This window comes from uncultured Tateyamaria sp. (genome assembly GCF_947503465.1).
Taxonomy (GTDB): Bacteria; Pseudomonadota; Alphaproteobacteria; order Rhodobacterales; family Rhodobacteraceae; genus Tateyamaria.
Window position 1 is genome coordinate 837,392 of sequence record NZ_CANNDN010000001.1, and the last position, 16,825, is coordinate 854,216.

General features: G+C 63.5%; 20 protein-coding genes. 17 read left to right on the forward strand and 3 right to left on the reverse strand.

The features are described from left to right. The first annotated feature begins 3 nt into the window (after positions 1-3). The 17 genes from alr (at position 4) to Q0844_RS04330 (ending at position 14,627) form a co-directional block, all read left to right on the forward strand. Entirely contained in the window at positions 4-1,038 is a 1,035-nt protein-coding gene (gene alr / locus Q0844_RS04250; RefSeq protein WP_299042437.1) for an alanine racemase, read from the forward strand. Then, a complete protein-coding gene (locus Q0844_RS04255; protein ID WP_299042439.1) occupies positions 1,035-1,808 on the forward strand; it encodes an ABC transporter permease in 774 nt (257 codons plus the stop codon). The genes alr and Q0844_RS04255 overlap by 4 nt, the downstream gene beginning before the upstream one ends. Continuing rightward, positions 1,805-2,554: an ATP-binding cassette domain-containing protein gene (locus Q0844_RS04260; RefSeq protein WP_299042441.1), complete on the forward strand. Its 750-nt coding sequence runs from the start codon at positions 1,805-1,807 to the stop codon at positions 2,552-2,554. The genes Q0844_RS04255 and Q0844_RS04260 overlap by 4 nt, the downstream gene beginning before the upstream one ends. A gap of 105 nt (positions 2,555-2,659) precedes the next feature. Further along, the gene (locus Q0844_RS04265; RefSeq protein WP_299042443.1) at positions 2,660-3,142 is read left to right on the forward strand and encodes a paraquat-inducible protein A; all 483 of its coding nucleotides are present in this window, start codon (positions 2,660-2,662) and stop codon (positions 3,140-3,142) included. 117 nt (positions 3,143-3,259) lie between these two features. After that, positions 3,260-4,009: a DNA repair protein gene (locus Q0844_RS04270; protein WP_299042445.1), complete on the forward strand. Its 750-nt coding sequence runs from the start codon at positions 3,260-3,262 to the stop codon at positions 4,007-4,009. Between the two features lie 39 nt (positions 4,010-4,048). After that, positions 4,049-5,416: a DNA repair protein RadA gene (gene radA / locus Q0844_RS04275; protein ID WP_299042446.1), complete on the forward strand. Its 1,368-nt coding sequence runs from the start codon at positions 4,049-4,051 to the stop codon at positions 5,414-5,416. 32 nt (positions 5,417-5,448) lie between these two features. Then, entirely contained in the window at positions 5,449-6,003 is a 555-nt protein-coding gene (locus Q0844_RS04280) for a CvpA family protein (protein WP_299042449.1), read from the forward strand. A 249-nt stretch (positions 6,004-6,252) separates the two neighbouring features. Beyond that, entirely contained in the window at positions 6,253-6,822 is a 570-nt protein-coding gene (locus tag Q0844_RS04285; RefSeq protein ID WP_299042451.1) for a Hint domain-containing protein, read from the forward strand. Positions 6,823-6,938: 116 nt separating this feature from the next. Beyond that, positions 6,939-8,393: an amidophosphoribosyltransferase gene (purF, locus tag Q0844_RS04290; RefSeq protein WP_299045202.1), complete on the forward strand. Its 1,455-nt coding sequence runs from the start codon at positions 6,939-6,941 to the stop codon at positions 8,391-8,393. 41 nt (positions 8,394-8,434) lie between these two features. Beyond that, complete coding sequence (locus Q0844_RS04295) at positions 8,435-8,848, forward strand: hypothetical protein (RefSeq protein WP_299042453.1); 414 nt, start codon at positions 8,435-8,437, stop codon at positions 8,846-8,848. A 126-nt stretch (positions 8,849-8,974) separates the two neighbouring features. Next, positions 8,975-9,247, forward strand: coding sequence for a type II secretion system protein N (locus Q0844_RS04300; protein WP_299042455.1), 273 nt, complete (start codon positions 8,975-8,977; stop codon positions 9,245-9,247). A gap of 31 nt (positions 9,248-9,278) precedes the next feature. After that, positions 9,279-9,920, forward strand: a complete 642-nt coding sequence (locus tag Q0844_RS04305; RefSeq protein ID WP_299042457.1) for an SDR family NAD(P)-dependent oxidoreductase — start codon at positions 9,279-9,281, stop codon at positions 9,918-9,920. A 31-nt stretch (positions 9,921-9,951) separates the two neighbouring features. Further along, entirely contained in the window at positions 9,952-10,596 is a 645-nt protein-coding gene (locus tag Q0844_RS04310; protein WP_299042460.1) for a class I SAM-dependent methyltransferase, read from the forward strand. 126 nt (positions 10,597-10,722) lie between these two features. After that, positions 10,723-11,505: a 5'/3'-nucleotidase SurE gene (surE, locus tag Q0844_RS04315; RefSeq protein WP_299042462.1), complete on the forward strand. Its 783-nt coding sequence runs from the start codon at positions 10,723-10,725 to the stop codon at positions 11,503-11,505. Beyond that, the gene (locus Q0844_RS04320; protein WP_299042464.1) at positions 11,502-12,155 is read left to right on the forward strand and encodes a protein-L-isoaspartate(D-aspartate) O-methyltransferase; all 654 of its coding nucleotides are present in this window, start codon (positions 11,502-11,504) and stop codon (positions 12,153-12,155) included. The genes surE and Q0844_RS04320 overlap by 4 nt, the downstream gene beginning before the upstream one ends. A gap of 69 nt (positions 12,156-12,224) precedes the next feature. Next, positions 12,225-13,415, forward strand: a complete 1,191-nt coding sequence (locus tag Q0844_RS04325; RefSeq protein WP_299042467.1) for a peptidoglycan DD-metalloendopeptidase family protein — start codon at positions 12,225-12,227, stop codon at positions 13,413-13,415. Positions 13,416-13,583: 168 nt separating this feature from the next. Further along, positions 13,584-14,627 (forward strand): Hint domain-containing protein, encoded by a 1,044-nt coding sequence (locus tag Q0844_RS04330; RefSeq protein WP_299042470.1) that lies wholly within the window; start codon positions 13,584-13,586, stop codon positions 14,625-14,627. Here the strand turns inward: Q0844_RS04330 and Q0844_RS04335 are convergent. From Q0844_RS04335 to tatB, 3 genes are read right to left on the reverse strand one after another with little or no spacing between them, the layout of a single operon-like run. Further along, positions 14,624-15,466 carry an ATP-binding protein gene (locus Q0844_RS04335; protein ID WP_299042473.1) on the reverse strand — a complete coding sequence of 281 codons (843 nt, stop codon included), beginning with the start codon at positions 15,464-15,466 and terminating at the stop codon, positions 14,624-14,626. The genes Q0844_RS04330 and Q0844_RS04335 overlap by 4 nt on opposite strands. Further along, positions 15,463-16,365: a twin-arginine translocase subunit TatC gene (gene tatC, locus Q0844_RS04340; protein ID WP_299042475.1), complete on the reverse strand. Its 903-nt coding sequence runs from the start codon at positions 16,363-16,365 to the stop codon at positions 15,463-15,465. Before tatC ends, Q0844_RS04335 begins: the two co-directional genes overlap by 4 nt. Continuing rightward, entirely contained in the window at positions 16,366-16,821 is a 456-nt protein-coding gene (gene tatB / locus Q0844_RS04345; RefSeq protein WP_299042478.1) for a Sec-independent protein translocase protein TatB, read from the reverse strand. It abuts the gene before it with no gap. Positions 16,822-16,825 lie beyond the last annotated feature (4 nt).

Here is a 16,825-nt window from a genome sequence, read left to right on the forward strand (position 1 = left end):
CGCATGACGTCCGCGACACTCTCGATCGACCTTGGCGCATTGGTGCGCAACTGGCAGGCTCTGGACGCCCTGAGCGAGGGCGAGACGGGGGCCGTGGTGAAGGCCAATGGCTATGGGCTTGGTGCCCCGGTTGTCGGTCGGGCCTTGATGCGTGCGGGGGTCCGCAGCTTTTTCGTGGCCACCGCGGAGGAAGGCAACATTTTGCGCGCCGCCATCGGGCAAGGGCCCGACATCTATGTCTTTTCCGGACATATGGCGGGGGACACCAAGCCCATGCGCGAGGCGGCCCTGACCCCCTTGCTGAATTCCGTCGATCAGATGCTGCGCCATGTCGAGGCGCTGCCCGGTCACCCCTTTGGCATACAGCTGGACAGCGGCATGAACCGGCTGGGCATGGAGCCGGGCGAGTGGTCCGCCGTGCGCGACATCGCAGTGGCCCAGGGCCCGACCCTGATTATGTCGCACCTGGCCTGCGCAGATGAGCCGGACCACGCGATGAACGCGCACCAGCTGGCCGAGTTTCGCGCGATGACAGACGGGCTGGAGGCCCGCAGGTCGCTGGCGGCCACGGGTGGCACGCTTTTGGGCCGCCCCTATCATTTCGACATGACCCGGCCGGGCATCGGTCTTTATGGCGGGCTGCCCTTTGTGGACGCCGTGCCTGTTGTCACGCTGGATCTGCCGGTCATTCAGGTGCGCGACGTGATGCAGGGCGAAACGGTGGGCTATGGCAATACCTGGACCGCGCCGCGCGATGCGCGGATTGCCACCGTATCGGGGGGCTATGCCGATGGGCTGATCCGCGCGATGGGTTCCAAGGCCACCCTGTTTGCAGGGGATGTCCCCTGTCCCGTTGTGGGCCGCGTGTCCATGGACCTGATGACGGTCGATGTGACCGAACTGGACCACGATCCAGCGGAACTGCAATTGATGGGGCGTCACCAGTCGGTGGATACCGTGGCCGAGGCCGCAGGCACGATCGGGTACGAGATTTTGACCTCGCTTGGCCTGCGCTATGCCCGGAACCTGATGACATGAAGCTGCTGGCCGGGATCGGTGCGGTGACCCTTGGCCTGTTGGCGGCCATTGGTCGCGTCGCCATGTTCTTCGGCGCGGCGGTCAGCCATCTGGTGCGGCCCCCGTTCTATCCGCGCGAATTCGCGCTGGCCCTGTTGAACATCGGGTGGCTGTCCTTGCCGGTTGTGGGCCTGACGGCCATTTTCACGGGGGGCGCGTTGGCCCTGCAGATCTATGCCGGGGGCGCGCGGTTCAATGCCGAAGCCGTGGTGCCGCAGATCGTGGCCATCGGCATGGTGCGCGAATTGGGCCCGGTGCTGGTGGGCCTGATGATCGCGGCGCGCGTGACCTCGTCCATCGCGGCCGAGATTGCGACGATGAAGGTCACCGAACAGATCGATGCGCTGGTGACCCTATCGACGCATCCGATGAAATACCTGACCGTGCCGCGTGTGCTGGCCGCGACGCTGGCGGTGCCCCTTCTGGTTGCCGTAGGCGACATCATCGGCATCTTTGGCGGATACGCGGTGGCAACCGGCACGCTGGGCTTCAATGCGGCGGCCTACATTCAGAACACCGTCGATTTCCTGGAGCTGCGCGACATCACCTCGTCCCTTGCGAAGGGGGCTGTGTTTGGGTGTCTGGCCGCCTTGATGGGCTGCTATTTCGGGATGAATTCGGGCCGGGGCGCGCAGGGTGTGGGCCGTGCGACAAAAGGATCGGTCGAGGCCGCCGCCGTCCTGATCCTTGCCGCCAACTTCGTTCTGACAGGGGTGTTCTTTTCGCTATGATCACGCTGTCGGACGTTCACAAATCCTTTGGTGCCAACCATGTGTTGCGCGGCGTCGACCTGCAGGTGGACAAGGGCACGTCGATGGTCATCATCGGCGGATCGGGCACCGGCAAGTCGATCACGATCAAGACCATTCTGGGCCTTGTCACGCCTGACCGGGGCACCATTACGGTGGACGGTCAGGATGTGACGCAGACCGGGGATCGGGACGCGTTCCTGGCGCGGTTCGGCATGCTGTTCCAGGGGGCTGCGCTGTTTGATTCGCTGCCCGTGTGGCAAAACGTGGCGTTTCGCCTGTTGCGCGGCAGTCTGGCCCGCCCGAAGGACGAGGCGCGCGAGATTGCCATCGAAAAGCTGCGCCGCGTGGGTCTGACCCCTGACGTGGCGGACCGTCTGCCGGCCGAGTTGTCGGGCGGCATGCAGAAACGCGTGGGTCTGGCCCGCGCCATCGCGGCCGAACCCGAGATCATCTTTTTCGATGAACCCACCACCGGGCTTGATCCGATCATGGCGGGGGTCATCAACGATCTGATCCGGGAGATCGTGACCGAGATGGGGGCCACGACCATGACCATCACCCATGACATGACCTCGGTCCGGACAATCGCCGACACCGTCGCCATGCTGCATGGCGGCAAGATCCGATGGACGGGGCCCGTCGCAGATATTGATGCCGCCGGTGATCCTTATGTGGATCAGTTCATCCATGGGCGCGCCGAAGGTCCGATTGAAACGGTGCGCTGAGCCGCAAACGTGATCCAAAGGCCGCTTGTCAGCGACGCCATGTGTTTGATTGGGGCGCTGCCCCAAACCCCGAAGTATTTTTCGCCAGAAGAAAGGGTCAAGGGGATGAACGACAATGATGGGCAGGTGTCGCGGGTGCACCCGGTTCTTGTGTGGCTGAACCTGTCCCTGCTTGTGCTTTTTCCGGTGGCGTGGGCTGCGCCATTGATGCGGGCGGGGCTGTTGCCCCTGTTCAAGCTCAAGGAGATTTCGATCCTCAGCGGCGTGCAGTCTTTGTGGGGCACGGATGTCTTTCTGGCACTGGTTGTGACCGTTTTTGCCCTTGTGGCCCCGATGGCCAAGACGGTTGGCCTGGCCCTGCTGCATTGGAACCTTTTGCGCCCGCGCCTGGCGCCTGTGCTGCGTGTGTTGGGGAAACTGGCCATGGCCGACATCTTTCTGATCGCCATTTACATCACGGTTGCCAAAGGTGTAGGCGTCGGACGCCTGGAAGTGGCGTGGGGCCTGTACCTGTTCACGGCCTGCATTCTGGTGTCGTTCTGGGTCAGCATTCAAACGGAACGAAACCAGCGTCACGCCCCGGATTGAGCAGCGATTGGAAACAATCGTCGGCTGAAGCACCCGGCAGTCACCACTTTTTGACTGTATTTTCCGAAGCTTAAAGGTATGATCCTGCATCTTTTGTGTCTTCTGGGGGGAAGGCTGGTGAACCATATTGTTTTTGCTGCCCGGGTTTTTGCGGCAACCATGCGCCGCCTGGCGCTTTTTCTTTTTGCGGGTCTGGCCCTTCTTCTGGTGGGGGCGACGGGGATGGCAACGGCCGGACTCTGGCCGTGGATCGATGTCCCGATCATGTGGGACGGCACCCATGTGGTGCAGGCGGGCATGTTTGCGCAGATCGGTCTGACGATCTTTGCCGTGGCCTTGTGTTTCTTCCTGCCCACGAACATCCGCATCATGCAGTTGGAGACCTCGCACCGGCAATTCAATGTCGGCGTGGATGACATCACCCGCGCCTATCACGCCGCCCACCACGGCGACCGCGACGGTGCGTTTACCCTGGGCGACGCGTTCGAAAGCACGCGCGACCGGTTGGCCTTTTTGCGTGATCATCCCGACCTTGGCATGCTTGAGCCCGAGCTTTTGGAACTGGCTGCCAAGATGTCCCATATCAGCCGCGATCTGGCCGAGGCCTATTCCACCGACAAGGTCGAGCGCGCGCGGTCCTTTCTGCAGCAGCGCCAGTTCGAGATCGAGCAGTTCAACGACCGGCTGGAACAGGCCAAGGCCATCCATGGTGAGTTTTCGACGTGGATCAACCGACTGGACCTTGAGGAAAACGTGGCCCGTGCGCAGCTTGAACGCCTGCTGGACGAGATGGAGCGCCTGCTGCCCGAACTGAACCAGCCCGCACAGCCCGCGAAGGTCACCCAACTGCCCATGCGCGTCGAATAGGGCTTGCCCGCCCCTGCACCCGCTGGCAGACCAAACGCCATGGCTAAATCCGCGCCCACCTATTCCTGTTCGTCCTGCGGGGCCACGTTCTCGAAATGGTCGGGACGCTGCGACAGCTGTGGCGAATGGAACACCATCACCGAAGACACCGGCCTGTCGGCAGGCCCCTCGGGCAAGGGGTTGGGCGCGCAGCGCGGCAGAACGGTTGCCCTGACCGACCTGAGCACGGAAGAGGCCCCGCCGCCACGCACGCAAAGCAAGGTCGCGGAATTGGACCGTGTGCTGGGGGGGGGCCTTGTGCCCGCCTCTGCCATTCTGGTGGGCGGTGATCCGGGCATCGGGAAATCGACCCTGCTGTTGCAGGCTGCGGCGCGTTTTGCCCGCAAGGGATTGAAGACGATCTATGTCAGCGGGGAAGAAGCCAGCGCGCAGGTGCGCATGCGCGCCCAGCGCCTTGGGCTGGCGGATGCGCCGGTGCAACTGGCCGCCGACACCAACCTGCGCAACATCCTGACCACACTCGAGGCCGAGGCCCCCGGCCTTGCGATCATCGATTCCATTCAGACCATGTGGCTTGATACCGTGGACAGTGCGCCCGGCTCCGTCTCTCAGGTGCGCGCGGCGGCGCATGAGTTGACCACATTTGCCAAGCGCAAGGGCATCAGCGTCATTCTGGTGGGGCACGTCACCAAGGAAGGTCAGATCGCAGGCCCCCGCGTGGTTGAACATATGGTCGACACGGTTCTGTATTTCGAGGGGGAACGCGGCCACCAGTTCCGCATCCTGCGCGCGGTCAAGAACCGGTTTGGCCCGGCGGACGAGATTGGCGTGTTCGAGATGACGGGCAAGGGGCTGGCCGAGGTGACCAACCCGTCGGCCCTGTTCCTGTCCGAACGGGGTGCGCCATCGCCCGGATCGGTCGTGTTCGCGGGTATCGAGGGCACACGGCCCGTGTTGTGCGAGATGCAGGCGCTTGTTGCGCCGTCGCCCCATTCCCAGGCCCGCCGCACGGTCGTGGGTTGGGATGGCGGACGGCTTGCCATGATCCTGGCCGTGCTCGAAGCGCGCTGTGGCATCCCCTTTGCGGGGCTGGACGTCTATCTGAACGTCGCGGGCGGCATGAAGATCAGTGAACCCGCCGCCGATCTGGCGGTCGCGGCAGCACTCTTGTCTGCGCGCGAAGACAGCGCTTTGCCTGCTGACACGGTGCTTTTTGGCGAAATAAGTCTCTCTGGCGCGCTGAGACCCGCCCCCCAGACGGAAAACAGGTTGAAAGAAGCCCAAAAACTTGGTTTTTCCTCAGCCATCGCACCCAAGGGCGGCAAAACCCAAAGTGCGCCCGGAATGACGCTGAAGCGCTTCAGCGACCTGACCGGATTTGTTGGGGACGTGTTCGGCGCAGGGTAAGCGCCCTCGGGGCAGAATAAAGGGGCAGGACCATGGAAGGGTTCACCATCATTGACGGCGTCGTTGCCGTGGTCATCATCCTGTCGGCCCTTCTGGCCTATGGGCGCGGGTTCGTGCGCGAAGCCATGGCAATTGCGGGCTGGATCGCGGCCGCGATCCTGGCATTCCTGTTCGCCCCTCGGGTCGAGCCGCTGGTGCGCGAGATCCCCGTTGTCGGCGAGTTCATCGCCGACAGTTGCGAATTGAGTATCATCGGGGCCTTTGCCCTCGTCTTTACCATCGCGCTGATCGTGGTGTCGTTGTTCACGCCGCTGTTTTCATCGCTGGTGCAACGGTCGGCCCTCGGGGGCTTGGATCAGGGGCTGGGCTTTCTCTTTGGCGTGGCCCGGGGCGTGTTGCTGGTGGCCATCGCGTTCTTTGTCTATGACACCGTGATCACCGGACAGGAATTCACCATCGTGGATGAAAGCCGGTCGGCCGCCGTCTTTGGCCGCTTTACCGGACAGATCGAAGAGCAGAACCCCGAACAGGCGCTTGGGTGGATCACCCGACAGTACGAGAGCCTTGTGGGGGCCTGCAGCGAATAAGCTCCTTTGGGCCGCAGGGAATCAGACAATTCAGAGGCAGTGTCGCCGCACGCGGCACGCGGTCGTGGTTAACCAGTGGTGAATTGCGTCGCCCGCAAGCGGAGAGTGCACGCCCTGCACCCCCCACTGGTGACTGTGGCGAAACAGCGCCCGGCTTTGGCCGTGGTTGTGACGAAAAAGCGGCAGATTTGTGGAGCGTTCTGGTCGCCAGAACACATCACACACAGACCTGCCCCGGAGGACACAATCATGTTTCTGAACCACGACACAGCATTCGCAGAGATCACCCCTGTTGCCAGCCCCATGACGCCGCGCATTTCGGCAACGATGACGGCCCACACGATGCTTGAAACCGAAGCCGGGTGGACCACCGTCGATGGCCTGCAAGCCGGGGACGCGGTGGCGACCCTGGACGGCGGGTTTGCCCCGATCACGGCCATCACCCGGTCAGATCGCGCCGCCCCCCTCGTGCACATTCCGGGTGGCGTCCTGTCCACCTGTTCCGATATCACCCTGCCTGCCGATGCCTATGTGGCGCTGCATACCCCGGCCGGCTGGATCGACGCCCCGGTTGTCGCGATCCCGGTCAAGGCGCTGAGCGGGTGGCGCGGTGTGCGACCGACCCTGTTTCACGGGCCTGATCTGGCGCAACTGCACTTTGACACCGAAGAGATGATCTTTGCCCAGACGGGCCTGTTGATCCACGCGGCCCCGGCCACGGAAGAGACCTTTTTTCCCCGCCTCGACTATGGCAATGCGCGTGCGATGCTGGCTGCGACCGCCGGCAAGTTTGGCCAACCGGACACTGTCGCTGCGTAAAGGGTCGCAGTTTGTGATCCTTTCGTGACAGGAACAGCGGGGCTTGGTACACCGCGCCCATATCCCCTTCACGGATTCGGAGCCGCCCCTTGTCCGATTTTGCCGCCGCCCCGCACATGCCGCCAGCACACCCGTTTGACGACGACAAGCTGAAGGAAGAGTGCGGGATTTTCGGGGTCCTCGGGACCATGGACGCGGCCAATTTCGTGGCCCTGGGCCTGCACGCGCTGCAACACCGGGGGCAAGAGGCGGGCGGCATCGTCGCCTTCCACCCTGACCACGGCTTCAACTCCGCCCGCCGCTTTGGGTACGTCCGCGACAACTTTACCAGCCAGGACGTGATGGAAACGCTGCCGGGGTCGCTGTCCATCGGACATGTCCGATACTCGACCGCTGGATCCAAAGGACAGACCGCGATCCGCGACGTGCAGCCCTTCTTTGGTGAATTTGCCATGGGGGGCGCCGCCATCGCCCATAACGGCAACATCACAAATGCCGACGCTCTGCGGCGCGAGTTGATCGAACGCGGCTCGATCTTCCAAAGCTCGTCCGACAGCGAATGCATCATCCACCTGATGGCGCGCAGCCTGCAACGCAATATCCCCGAACGGATGGAAGACGCGCTGCGCCGGGTTGAAGGCGCGTTTTCGGTCGTCGCCATGACCCGGACCAAGCTGATCGGCGTGCGCGACGCGCTTGGGGTGCGCCCGCTGGTGCTGGGCAAGCTGGACACCGGTTATGTTCTGAGTTCCGAAACCTGCGCGCTCGATATCATCGGCGCCGAGTTTGTACGCGAGATCGAACCCGGCGAGATGGTGGTGATCACCGATCAAGGGATCGAAAGCCGGCACCCGTTCCGCCCCAAGGCGTCCCGTTTCTGTATCTTCGAACACGTGTATTTCAGCCGTCCCGACAGTATCCTCGGGGGCCGGTCCGTCTATGAGACGCGCGAGAATATCGGCCGCGAACTGGCCAAGGAAGCGCCGGTGGAGGCAGACCTTGTCTGCCCTGTCCCTGACAGCGGCACGCCTGCGGCCATCGGTTTTTCGCTGGAGTCGGGCATTCCTTATGCCATGGGGATTATCCGCAACCAGTATATGGGCCGCACCTTTATCGAGCCGACCGAGCAGATCCGCAACATGGGCGTGCGCCTGAAGCTGAACGTGAACCGCGCCCTGATCCGCGGCAAGCGCGTGATCCTGGTGGATGACAGCGTCGTGCGCGGCACGACGTCGCGCAAGATCAAGGAGATGATCCTGGATGCGGGCGCGGCAGAGGTCCATTTCCGCATCGCCTCGCCCCCCACGGCGTGGCCTTGTTTCTACGGCGTCGACACGCCGCAACGCGAAAAGCTGCTTGCGGCCACCATGAGCGAAGAAGAGATGACAGAACATCTGGGCGTCGACAGCCTCAAGTTCATCTCGCTTGATGGTCTTTACCGCGCCGTGGGCGAGGCCAAGGGGCGCGATGCGTCCAGCCCGCAATATTGCGACGCCTGTTTCTCGGGTGAATACCCGGTCGAGCCTGCCGACATGATCGAAAAAGGGTTCGAGATGAAGGCGGCTGAGTAATCCTGCTGACAAAATCTGCCATGTGCCGGTCGTATGCTGGCATGATGAACATGACCCCACCCGACTTTCTTGCCCGGATCGAGACCTGGCCCCAGCCCGCACAAACGCAGTTCGTGAAGCTGCGGCAGATCGTCCATGATGTCGCCACATCCGCCGAGATCGGCCCGCTGGACGAAAGCCTGAAATGGGGCCAACCGTCCTGGCGACCCAAGCGCGCGCGCGTAGGATCGACCTTGCGCGTGGACTGGTCCCCCTCCACACCCGATCGCCTGCTGGCGTTTGTCGATTGCAAGACCAACCTCGCCGCACAGATGGACACCCGCTTTCCCGGGCAGTTCCACAATGACGGGCGGCGGGCGTTGGGCTTTGACCTGGACAAGCCGCTGGATGAAGATGCGGTTTGGCAGCTGGTTCACCTGACCCTGACCTACCACCGGGCCAAGCGCGCCGCCTGATCAGCGCGCCTTTGCCACCTGCCCGCACGTCAATGGGCAAGGGGCCGCGCATGGCCCTACGCCCCCGTTCACCCTGCCCAGCCTCCATGTTAGCGGCGCGCTCCGAAAGGAGGGTTCACCCCTATCATGACTGACCCCACAAATGACATCACCGCCAATCTGGCGACCCAGCGCGGAGCGTTGCCACTGCGCAACCTGCAACTGATCGGCATTGCGGGCACCCAAGAGCACCCCCGCGCCCTGCTGCGCACGGCAGGCGGGCAAACCCGACTGGTTCGCGTTGGCGACACCCTGCGCCAGGGCGCCGTCATCGCAATTGGCGCGGACAGGATCGTGCTGAACGGCGGCATGGGCCAACGTACGCTCACCCTGCCCGACCAACCCCGCGCCGCTGCTTGACCTGAGCGCGCGCACGGGGCACACCGCCGCCATGACACAGACCGCCCTGATCACCGGAGCGTCCCGCGGCCTTGGCGCTGCGCTTGCGCTGGCCCTCGCACCGACCCATCACATCATCGCCGTCGCCAAGACCACCGGCGCCCTGGAAGACCTGGATGACCAGATCAAGGCCCGCGGCGGCAGTGCCACGCTGGCGCCCATGGACATCGGCAACGATGCGGCCATGCAGACCCTATGCCGTGGTATTTTTGACCGCTGGAACAGCCTGGACATGTGGGTGCACTGCGCCGTGCACGCGGCACCGCTGTCCCCGGCCAACATGATCAATGACAAGGACATGGCCAAATCCATCGCGGGCAATGTCACGGCCACATCGACCTTGATCACCTATATCGCCCCGCTTCTGGGCGAGGCCGGGCGCGCCGTTTTCTTTGACGATCCGGTGGCCGGGCAACCGTTCTACGGAGCCTACGGGGCCACAAAGGCCGCTCAGATCGCCCTGGCCCGCAGCTGGCAGGCCGAAACGGCGCGCACCGGGCCACGGGTGCATATCGTGACGCCTACGCCGATGCCCACGGCCACGCGTGCCCGGTTTCACCCTGGCGAAGACCGGTCGGCGCTGAATGACCCGGCAGGCGAAGCGGCGCGCATCCTCTCTGAAATCAACGGTTGAACGCGCGGTCCGGTCGTGGCCCAATGCGGCCATGCTGTCCCGTCTCACCAGGTTTGATCGCCCCCGCCCTGCCGCGCAGGCAGGCGCATTGCAGGCCATCTATGATGCGGCGGCAACGGGCTGGCAGGACGGCATCTCGAAACTCGGGTTCGTCACCGCCTATGCAGAGCTGATGCAAGCCACCGCGCACCGTCCCGCGCGGCACGTACTGGATGTTGGGACAGGTACAGGCGCCTTTGCCAATGCGTGGGTTGCGGCCCGCGGCCATCCGGACGCGCTGACACTCACCGACATTTCCCCTGCCATGCTGGGCGCCGCCACCAAACGCCTGCCTACCGCCAGCACGCGCGTCGCGGCGATCGGCGATCCGCTGGAAGGCCTGCCACCGCAAGACGTCGTCCTTTGCGCGCACGTGGTCGAACATCTTGAAAACCCGGCCTCGGCCCTGCGATGGCTGCATGATCGGCTGGCGCCGGGCGGGATGCTCGTCCTGGCCCTGTCGCGCCCACACTGGTGCACCGCGCTGGTCCGCTGGCGCTGGGGCAACGCGGCCTATGCACCCACGGAGGCGCGCACCATGCTGGCACAGGCCGGGTTCACCGATATCGCATTGCACCCCTTCACCAAGGGGCCGCCGTCCCGCGTATCGCACGGCTACATCGCGCACCGCCCTTGAAAGGCCCACGGCACTGCGGCCCTTGCGAGACGGTCCTTGTGCCCTGTTTCAAAAAAGTCGCCGCCGGAGGCTCCGACAGTTGCCCCAAGGGGCGCACATCCATAGTAAGGCCCAAAGGGGCAACACATGCGCATTCTCATCACCAATGACGACGGTATCTCGGCCCCCGGCCTGACGGTGCTGGAACGGATCGCCGCAGATGTGGCCGGGCCGGATGGGCATGTCACGACAGTGGCCCCGGCCTTCGAACAATCCGGTGTGGGACATTGCATCAACTATGCCCGCCCCTTCATGTTCCAGCAGATCGGTCCGCACCGCTACACGGTCGAAGGATCGCCGGCCGATTGCGTGCTGGCCGCCCTGCACCAGGTGCTGGACGGCCCGCCGGACCTGATCCTGTCCGGGGTGAACCGGGGCAACAATTCGGCAGAAAACGCGCTGTACTCGGGAACGCTGGGTGCAGCGATCGAAGGGGCGCTTCAGGGCGTGCTTTCCATAGCCCTGTCGCAGTATTTCGGGCCCGAGAACCGCGCGCTTGATGATCCGTTCGAGGCGTCGGCGACCCACCTCAAGGATGTAGTTGAGCGGATTGTCGCCGCCACGCCGGAGGTGCAGCCGGGCTACCAGCTGTTTTACAACGTCAATGTCCCGCCGGTTGCGGCCGCATCCGTGCAGGGCACCAAACTGGTCCCGCAAGGCCTCCGACCCGGTGTCGGCTTTCACACCGAACAGACGCAATCACCCAATGGACGCAACTTCCTCTGGATCAAGGGCGGCAATCAGCAGGTGCCGACGGCGCCGGGCACGGATGCTGCCGTAAACCTTGACGGCTACATCTCGGTCACCCCCATGCGCGCCGATTACACCGCCCATGACATGCTGGGGCAGTTGGGGTCCATCGCCACATGAGTGACGACGCCGCCGACCTCGCCACACGCAAGATGCAGTTTCTTTACGCCCTGCGCTCAAAGGGCGTGACGGACAAGCGCGTGCTGCAGGCCATGGAGGAAATCGACCGTGGGCCCTTTGTCCGTGGGCTTTTTGCCGAACGCGCCTACGAAGACATGCCCTTGCCCATCGCCTGTGGGCAAACAATCAGCCAGCCGTCGGTCGTGGGCCTGATGACCCAGGCGTTGCAGGTCAGCCCCCGTGACAAGGTGCTCGAGATCGGCACCGGCTCCGGCTATCAGGCGGCGATCCTGGCCAAGCTGGCGCGCCGTGTCTACACGATTGACCGCCATCGCCGTCTGGTGCGCGAGGCGCGCGACATCTTCGAAGAGCTGAATCTGCACACCATCACCGCAATCACCGGGGACGGATCATACGGGCTGCCGGATCAGGCCCCCTTTGACCGTATCATCGTGACCGCCGCTGCCGAGGACCCGCCGGGCCCGTTGCTGGGGCAGTTGAAGGAGGGCGGGATCATGGTGCTGCCCGTCGGACAGTCCGATACGGTGCAAAGCCTGATCCGTGTGCACAAGACGGCGCAGGGCCTTGAATACGACGAATTGCGCGACGTGCGCTTTGTTCCCTTGCTCGAGGGCTTGGGCAAAGAGTGAAACTGGTGTAAAACAGTGCGCAACCGACAAGGCCCCCACCCACGAGGGGCCCGGCAGAGGACGATGCAGATGATCCCGATGCAAAAGCGCAGCCGCGCGCCCCTGATGATGGCAACCTGTGGCCTGCTGGTACTGGCCGCCTGTGACGAGCCGCTGGATTTCGACCTGCGCGGTCTGGGTGGCGGGTTCTCGACCGCACCCGCGGCACAGAACGCCACCGCTGACCGGCCCCGGCCCGACAATCGCGGCGTCATCTCCTATCCCAACTATCAGGTCGCCGTCGCCAACCGGGGCGACACGCTTGCGGATGTGGCCGCCCGTGTGGGCCTGCCCGCCGACGATCTGGCAAGCTTTAACGGTGTCGCCGCCGATGTGCCCCTGCGCAGCGGCGAGATCATCGCCCTGCCCCGGCGCGTGGCCGAACCGTCGCCGGCCACCGGGGCCATCGGCACCGGACCGATCCAGCCGGGCGCGGTGGACGTGACCACGCTGGCTGGCAATGCCATCGACAATGCTGCGCCGACGCCTGTCGCAGACACCCCGCGCACCGCCTTGCCGCAGACTGGTCAGGAACCGATCCGCCACCGTGTGGAACGGGGCGAGACGGCCTTTACCATTGCGCGGCTCTATCAGGTGCCCGCCAAGTCACTGGCGGAATGGAACGGTCTGGGCGCCGATTTCGCGATCCGCGAGGGGCAGTTCCTGTTGATCCCCGTTGCACGCGTGGCCGCCCCGGACCGCGCAGACACGACCACAACAACGGCCCCCGGCGCCGGTTCACCCACCCCGCTGCCGCCCAGTTCGGCCCAGCCGTTGCCGGAGGACGACACCGCCACCCCACCTGCCGCGGCCCCGGCCCCCGGGACACCGGTTGCAGATGTCGGTGAGACCAGCGCACCCGCGCAGACAGCCGCCATGTCGCTGCCGGTGCAGGGCGCGATCATCCGCGACTATTCCAAAGGCCGGAACGAAGGCATCGACATCCAGGCGGCCCCCGGCACAGCCGTGAAGGCCGCTGCCGCAGGAACCGTCGCGGCCATCACCAAAAGCGCCGAAGGCGTGCCGATCATCGTTGTGCGCCATCCAGACAACCTGCTGACCGTTTACGCAAACGTCACCGATGTGTCCGTGACCAAGGACCAGAGCGTATCCCGGGGCCAGTCCATCGCGAAACTGCGGGACACCGCGGACACCGCCTATGTGCATTTCGAAGTGCGTGACGGTTTCGACAGCGTGAACCCCAATCCGTTCTTTGAATAGCAGCCAACGGGCCTAAAATGTGGCGCAGCGCCCGCAATGCGGGTGATTGCGCCATGTTTGCCGCAAACTTTCCCTCAATTTTCCTAAAACGCCCGTGTTTGGCCCTAAGACCGCCCGGTTGCGGGATCAGAAACAATCCAACGAAACGAATTGGATTGGTTCAGGCCCATGCCTGTCTTTTACGGATACAGCTTTGCCCTGCGCGGCATCCAAACCACGGTCAACGGGGCCGCCAACAACTATGCTTTCGCCCCGACAGGGACATGGAGCTATACGGGCGACACCACCTATTTCGTCGTCAACGAGAATGATGGCGCGACCGTCTTCAACGGCGACGGCAACAACAACGAAACGGTACAGGCCCAGGAACGGTTAGACGGGGCGTTTCCCCAGACCGTGTTCATCGAAGGGACCGAGCGCCAGATCATCTGGGACTATACCTTTACCGTGACGGACGGCACGACGACCTGGCAGGTCGCGGTGATCGATGTCGACCTGAACAATGACAACGACCTGAATGACGGCGCGGATGCCACGGCGACGGACGAAGACGGCTATTTCCTTGTGTTTCCGGACGGGTTGCCCCCGCCCAACACGGATCTGACCATTGGCGGCATTGTCGAGAATGACGAATTTGTCCCTCACGGCGATCTGGGCGGTGCGATCGTGTGTTTCGCATCGGGCACCTTGATTGAAACCCCCTATGGCCCCCGCGCCATCGAAACGCTGCAGGATGGCGATCTGGTCATAACAGATCGCAGCGGCCCGCAACCCATCCTGTGGTGCGGTCAAACCACGGTTGTCGCAAATGGCGAACTGGCGCCCATCGTGATCTCTGCCGGAACGCTTGGCAATGACCGTGACCTGGTTGTGTCACCGCAACATGCCATCCTCCTGAACGATTGGCGTGCCGAATTGCTGTTTGGCCAAGACGAGGTGCTGGTGCGGGCCAAGGATCTGTCATGCCTTGACGGCGTGTATCGCAAGCCCGGCGGGCGCGTGACCTATCACCATATCCTTCTGAGCAGTCACCAGGTGGTGCAATCACACGGGATCTGGAGCGAAACCCTGTATCCCGGTGCCATCGCCATGGGCGCTGTCGGTGATGCCGCACAGGCCGAGATTGCGCGCCTTTTTCCCGATCTCGACGCCTACGGCCCGATGTGTGCCCCTTGCCTGAGAGGGTTTGAGGCGCAGGTGCTGGCGGCCTAGATCGCCACGCCCCGCCGCCCGGCCAGATCGCAGAAAAACTGCCACGCGACACGCCCGGACCGGGACCCGCGCGTGGCCTGCCATTCGATCGCCTCGGCCCTCAATGTGTCCGCGTCCATCTCGACCCCGTAGGCCGCGCAATAGCCCCGGATCATCGCCAGATACTGATCCTGATCGCAGGCATGAAAGCCAAGCCACAGGCCAAACCGGTCCGAGAGCGACACCTTTTCCTCAACCGCCTCGGACGGGTTGATCGCACTGCCCCGCTCGTTCTCGATCATGTCACGCGGCATCAGGTGGCGGCGGTTTGACGTGGCATACAGGATCACGTTATCCGGCCGCCCTTCGATGCCCCCATCCAGAACCGCCTTGAGCGATTTGTAATGCTGGTCATCATGGCTAAAGCTCAGATCGTCACAGAACAGAAGAAAGCGCGCATCGGGCGCCTCGCGCAGCACGTTCAGCAACCGGCCCACCGACGGCAAGTCCTCGCGGTGCAGCTCCACGATCTTCAGCTGCGCATATTCAGCCTCAAGATCACCATGTATCGCCTTGACAAGGCTTGACTTTCCCATACCCCGCGCGCCCCAGAGCAGTGCGTTGTTGGCTGGCAGTCCCTGCGCAAACTGGCGCGTATTGGCCAACAAGGTGTCGCGCGACCGGTCAACGCCCAAAAGCAGATCAAGGGGCACGCGGCTGACGTGGGACACAGGCTCCAACCGGTCAGGTCCGGTCTGCCAGACAAAGGCTGCGGCCGCATTGAAATCGGGCGCTTGCAGCGGGGCCGGCGCCATCCGTTCCAGCGCCGCCGCGATGCGGTCCATCGGATCATCGATCACTTGGCGTCTTCCTCGGGCAGATCACCAAGGTCTTCCTCGTCGTCGAAATACCCTTCTTCGCGCAGCCTGGCGTCGCGCTTGGTCTCGACCCGGGCCACCAACCAGATGGAAATTTCGTACAAGCCATACACCACGGTAAACAGGATCAACTGCGTGATCACATCCGGCGGCGTCACAACCGCGGCCAGCACAAGGATGCCAACCATGGCGTATTTGCGCACGTTGCCAAGGCCCTCGGAACTGACCAGCCCCGCCTTGCCCATCAGCGTCAACAGCACCGGCAATTGAAAGCACAAGCCAAAGGCCATGATGAATTTCAGCGTGATATCAAGGCTTTCATTGACCTTACCGTTGAACACGATCGTCGGTCCATCACCTGCTTCCGGCGTGGCCCCACCCCCCAGAATGCTCGTGAACATGGACGACGCATCGGCAAATCCCAGAAGGAACCGCATGGCCAGCGGCGTCACCACGAACTGGGCAAAGCTGGCCCCCAGAATGAACATCAACGGCGAGGCGACAAGAAATGGCAGAAACGCAGTCTTTTCCTGGCGGTACAGGCCCGGGGCCACAAAGCGCCACATCTGGAAGCCAATCACCGGAAAGGCGATGCCGAAGCCAAAGACCATCGACACCCGAAACAGTGTAAACAGGTATTCCTGCGGGCTGGTATACTGGAAGGTGGGCGACGGATCACCCAGCGCCCGCAACGTGTTTTCGATCGGGTCCAGCAGGAATTCCAGCACGTGGGCCGCGATGAATTCGCCCTGGATCGGGATGAAGAAGATGGTGATGGCAATGATGAACGCGATCACGGACCGGATCAGGCGGGTGCGCAACTCGGCCAGATGCTCGATCAGCGGCGCCGTGCTGTCATCAATGTTCTCTGACTGGCTCATTTAGCTCTCTTTCGGGGCCTGTGCTTCCAGCTCTTCGGCCTTGGCCAGGGCGTCAGCGGCTTCCTTTGCCTTGCGCTCGGCCTGGGCACGGGCGGTCGCGGCCTGGATCTTGCGCGCGTTTTCCGCACGTTCGGCCTGTTCGGCGGCCATCTTGCCAGTCTCGCTTTCAGGGTCGAGGTCCGTCAGGGACGATGTCATGTCCCGCGTCGCATCCTTGACCCCATCCATGGCGCTTTTGACCGGATTGGTGGCTGACTTGATCGTACGTTGGATATCCTTGACACCCGCCTCGTCCGCGGCCTCGTTCATCGCGGTCGAAAACTCGCGTGCCATGCCACGGGCCTTGCCCACGAAACGCCCGACATTGCGAAACACGACGGGCAGTTCCTTGGGGCCGATGACAATCAGTGCCACGATCCCGATGATCAGCAGCTCGGCCAGCCCGAGGTCAAACATGCGC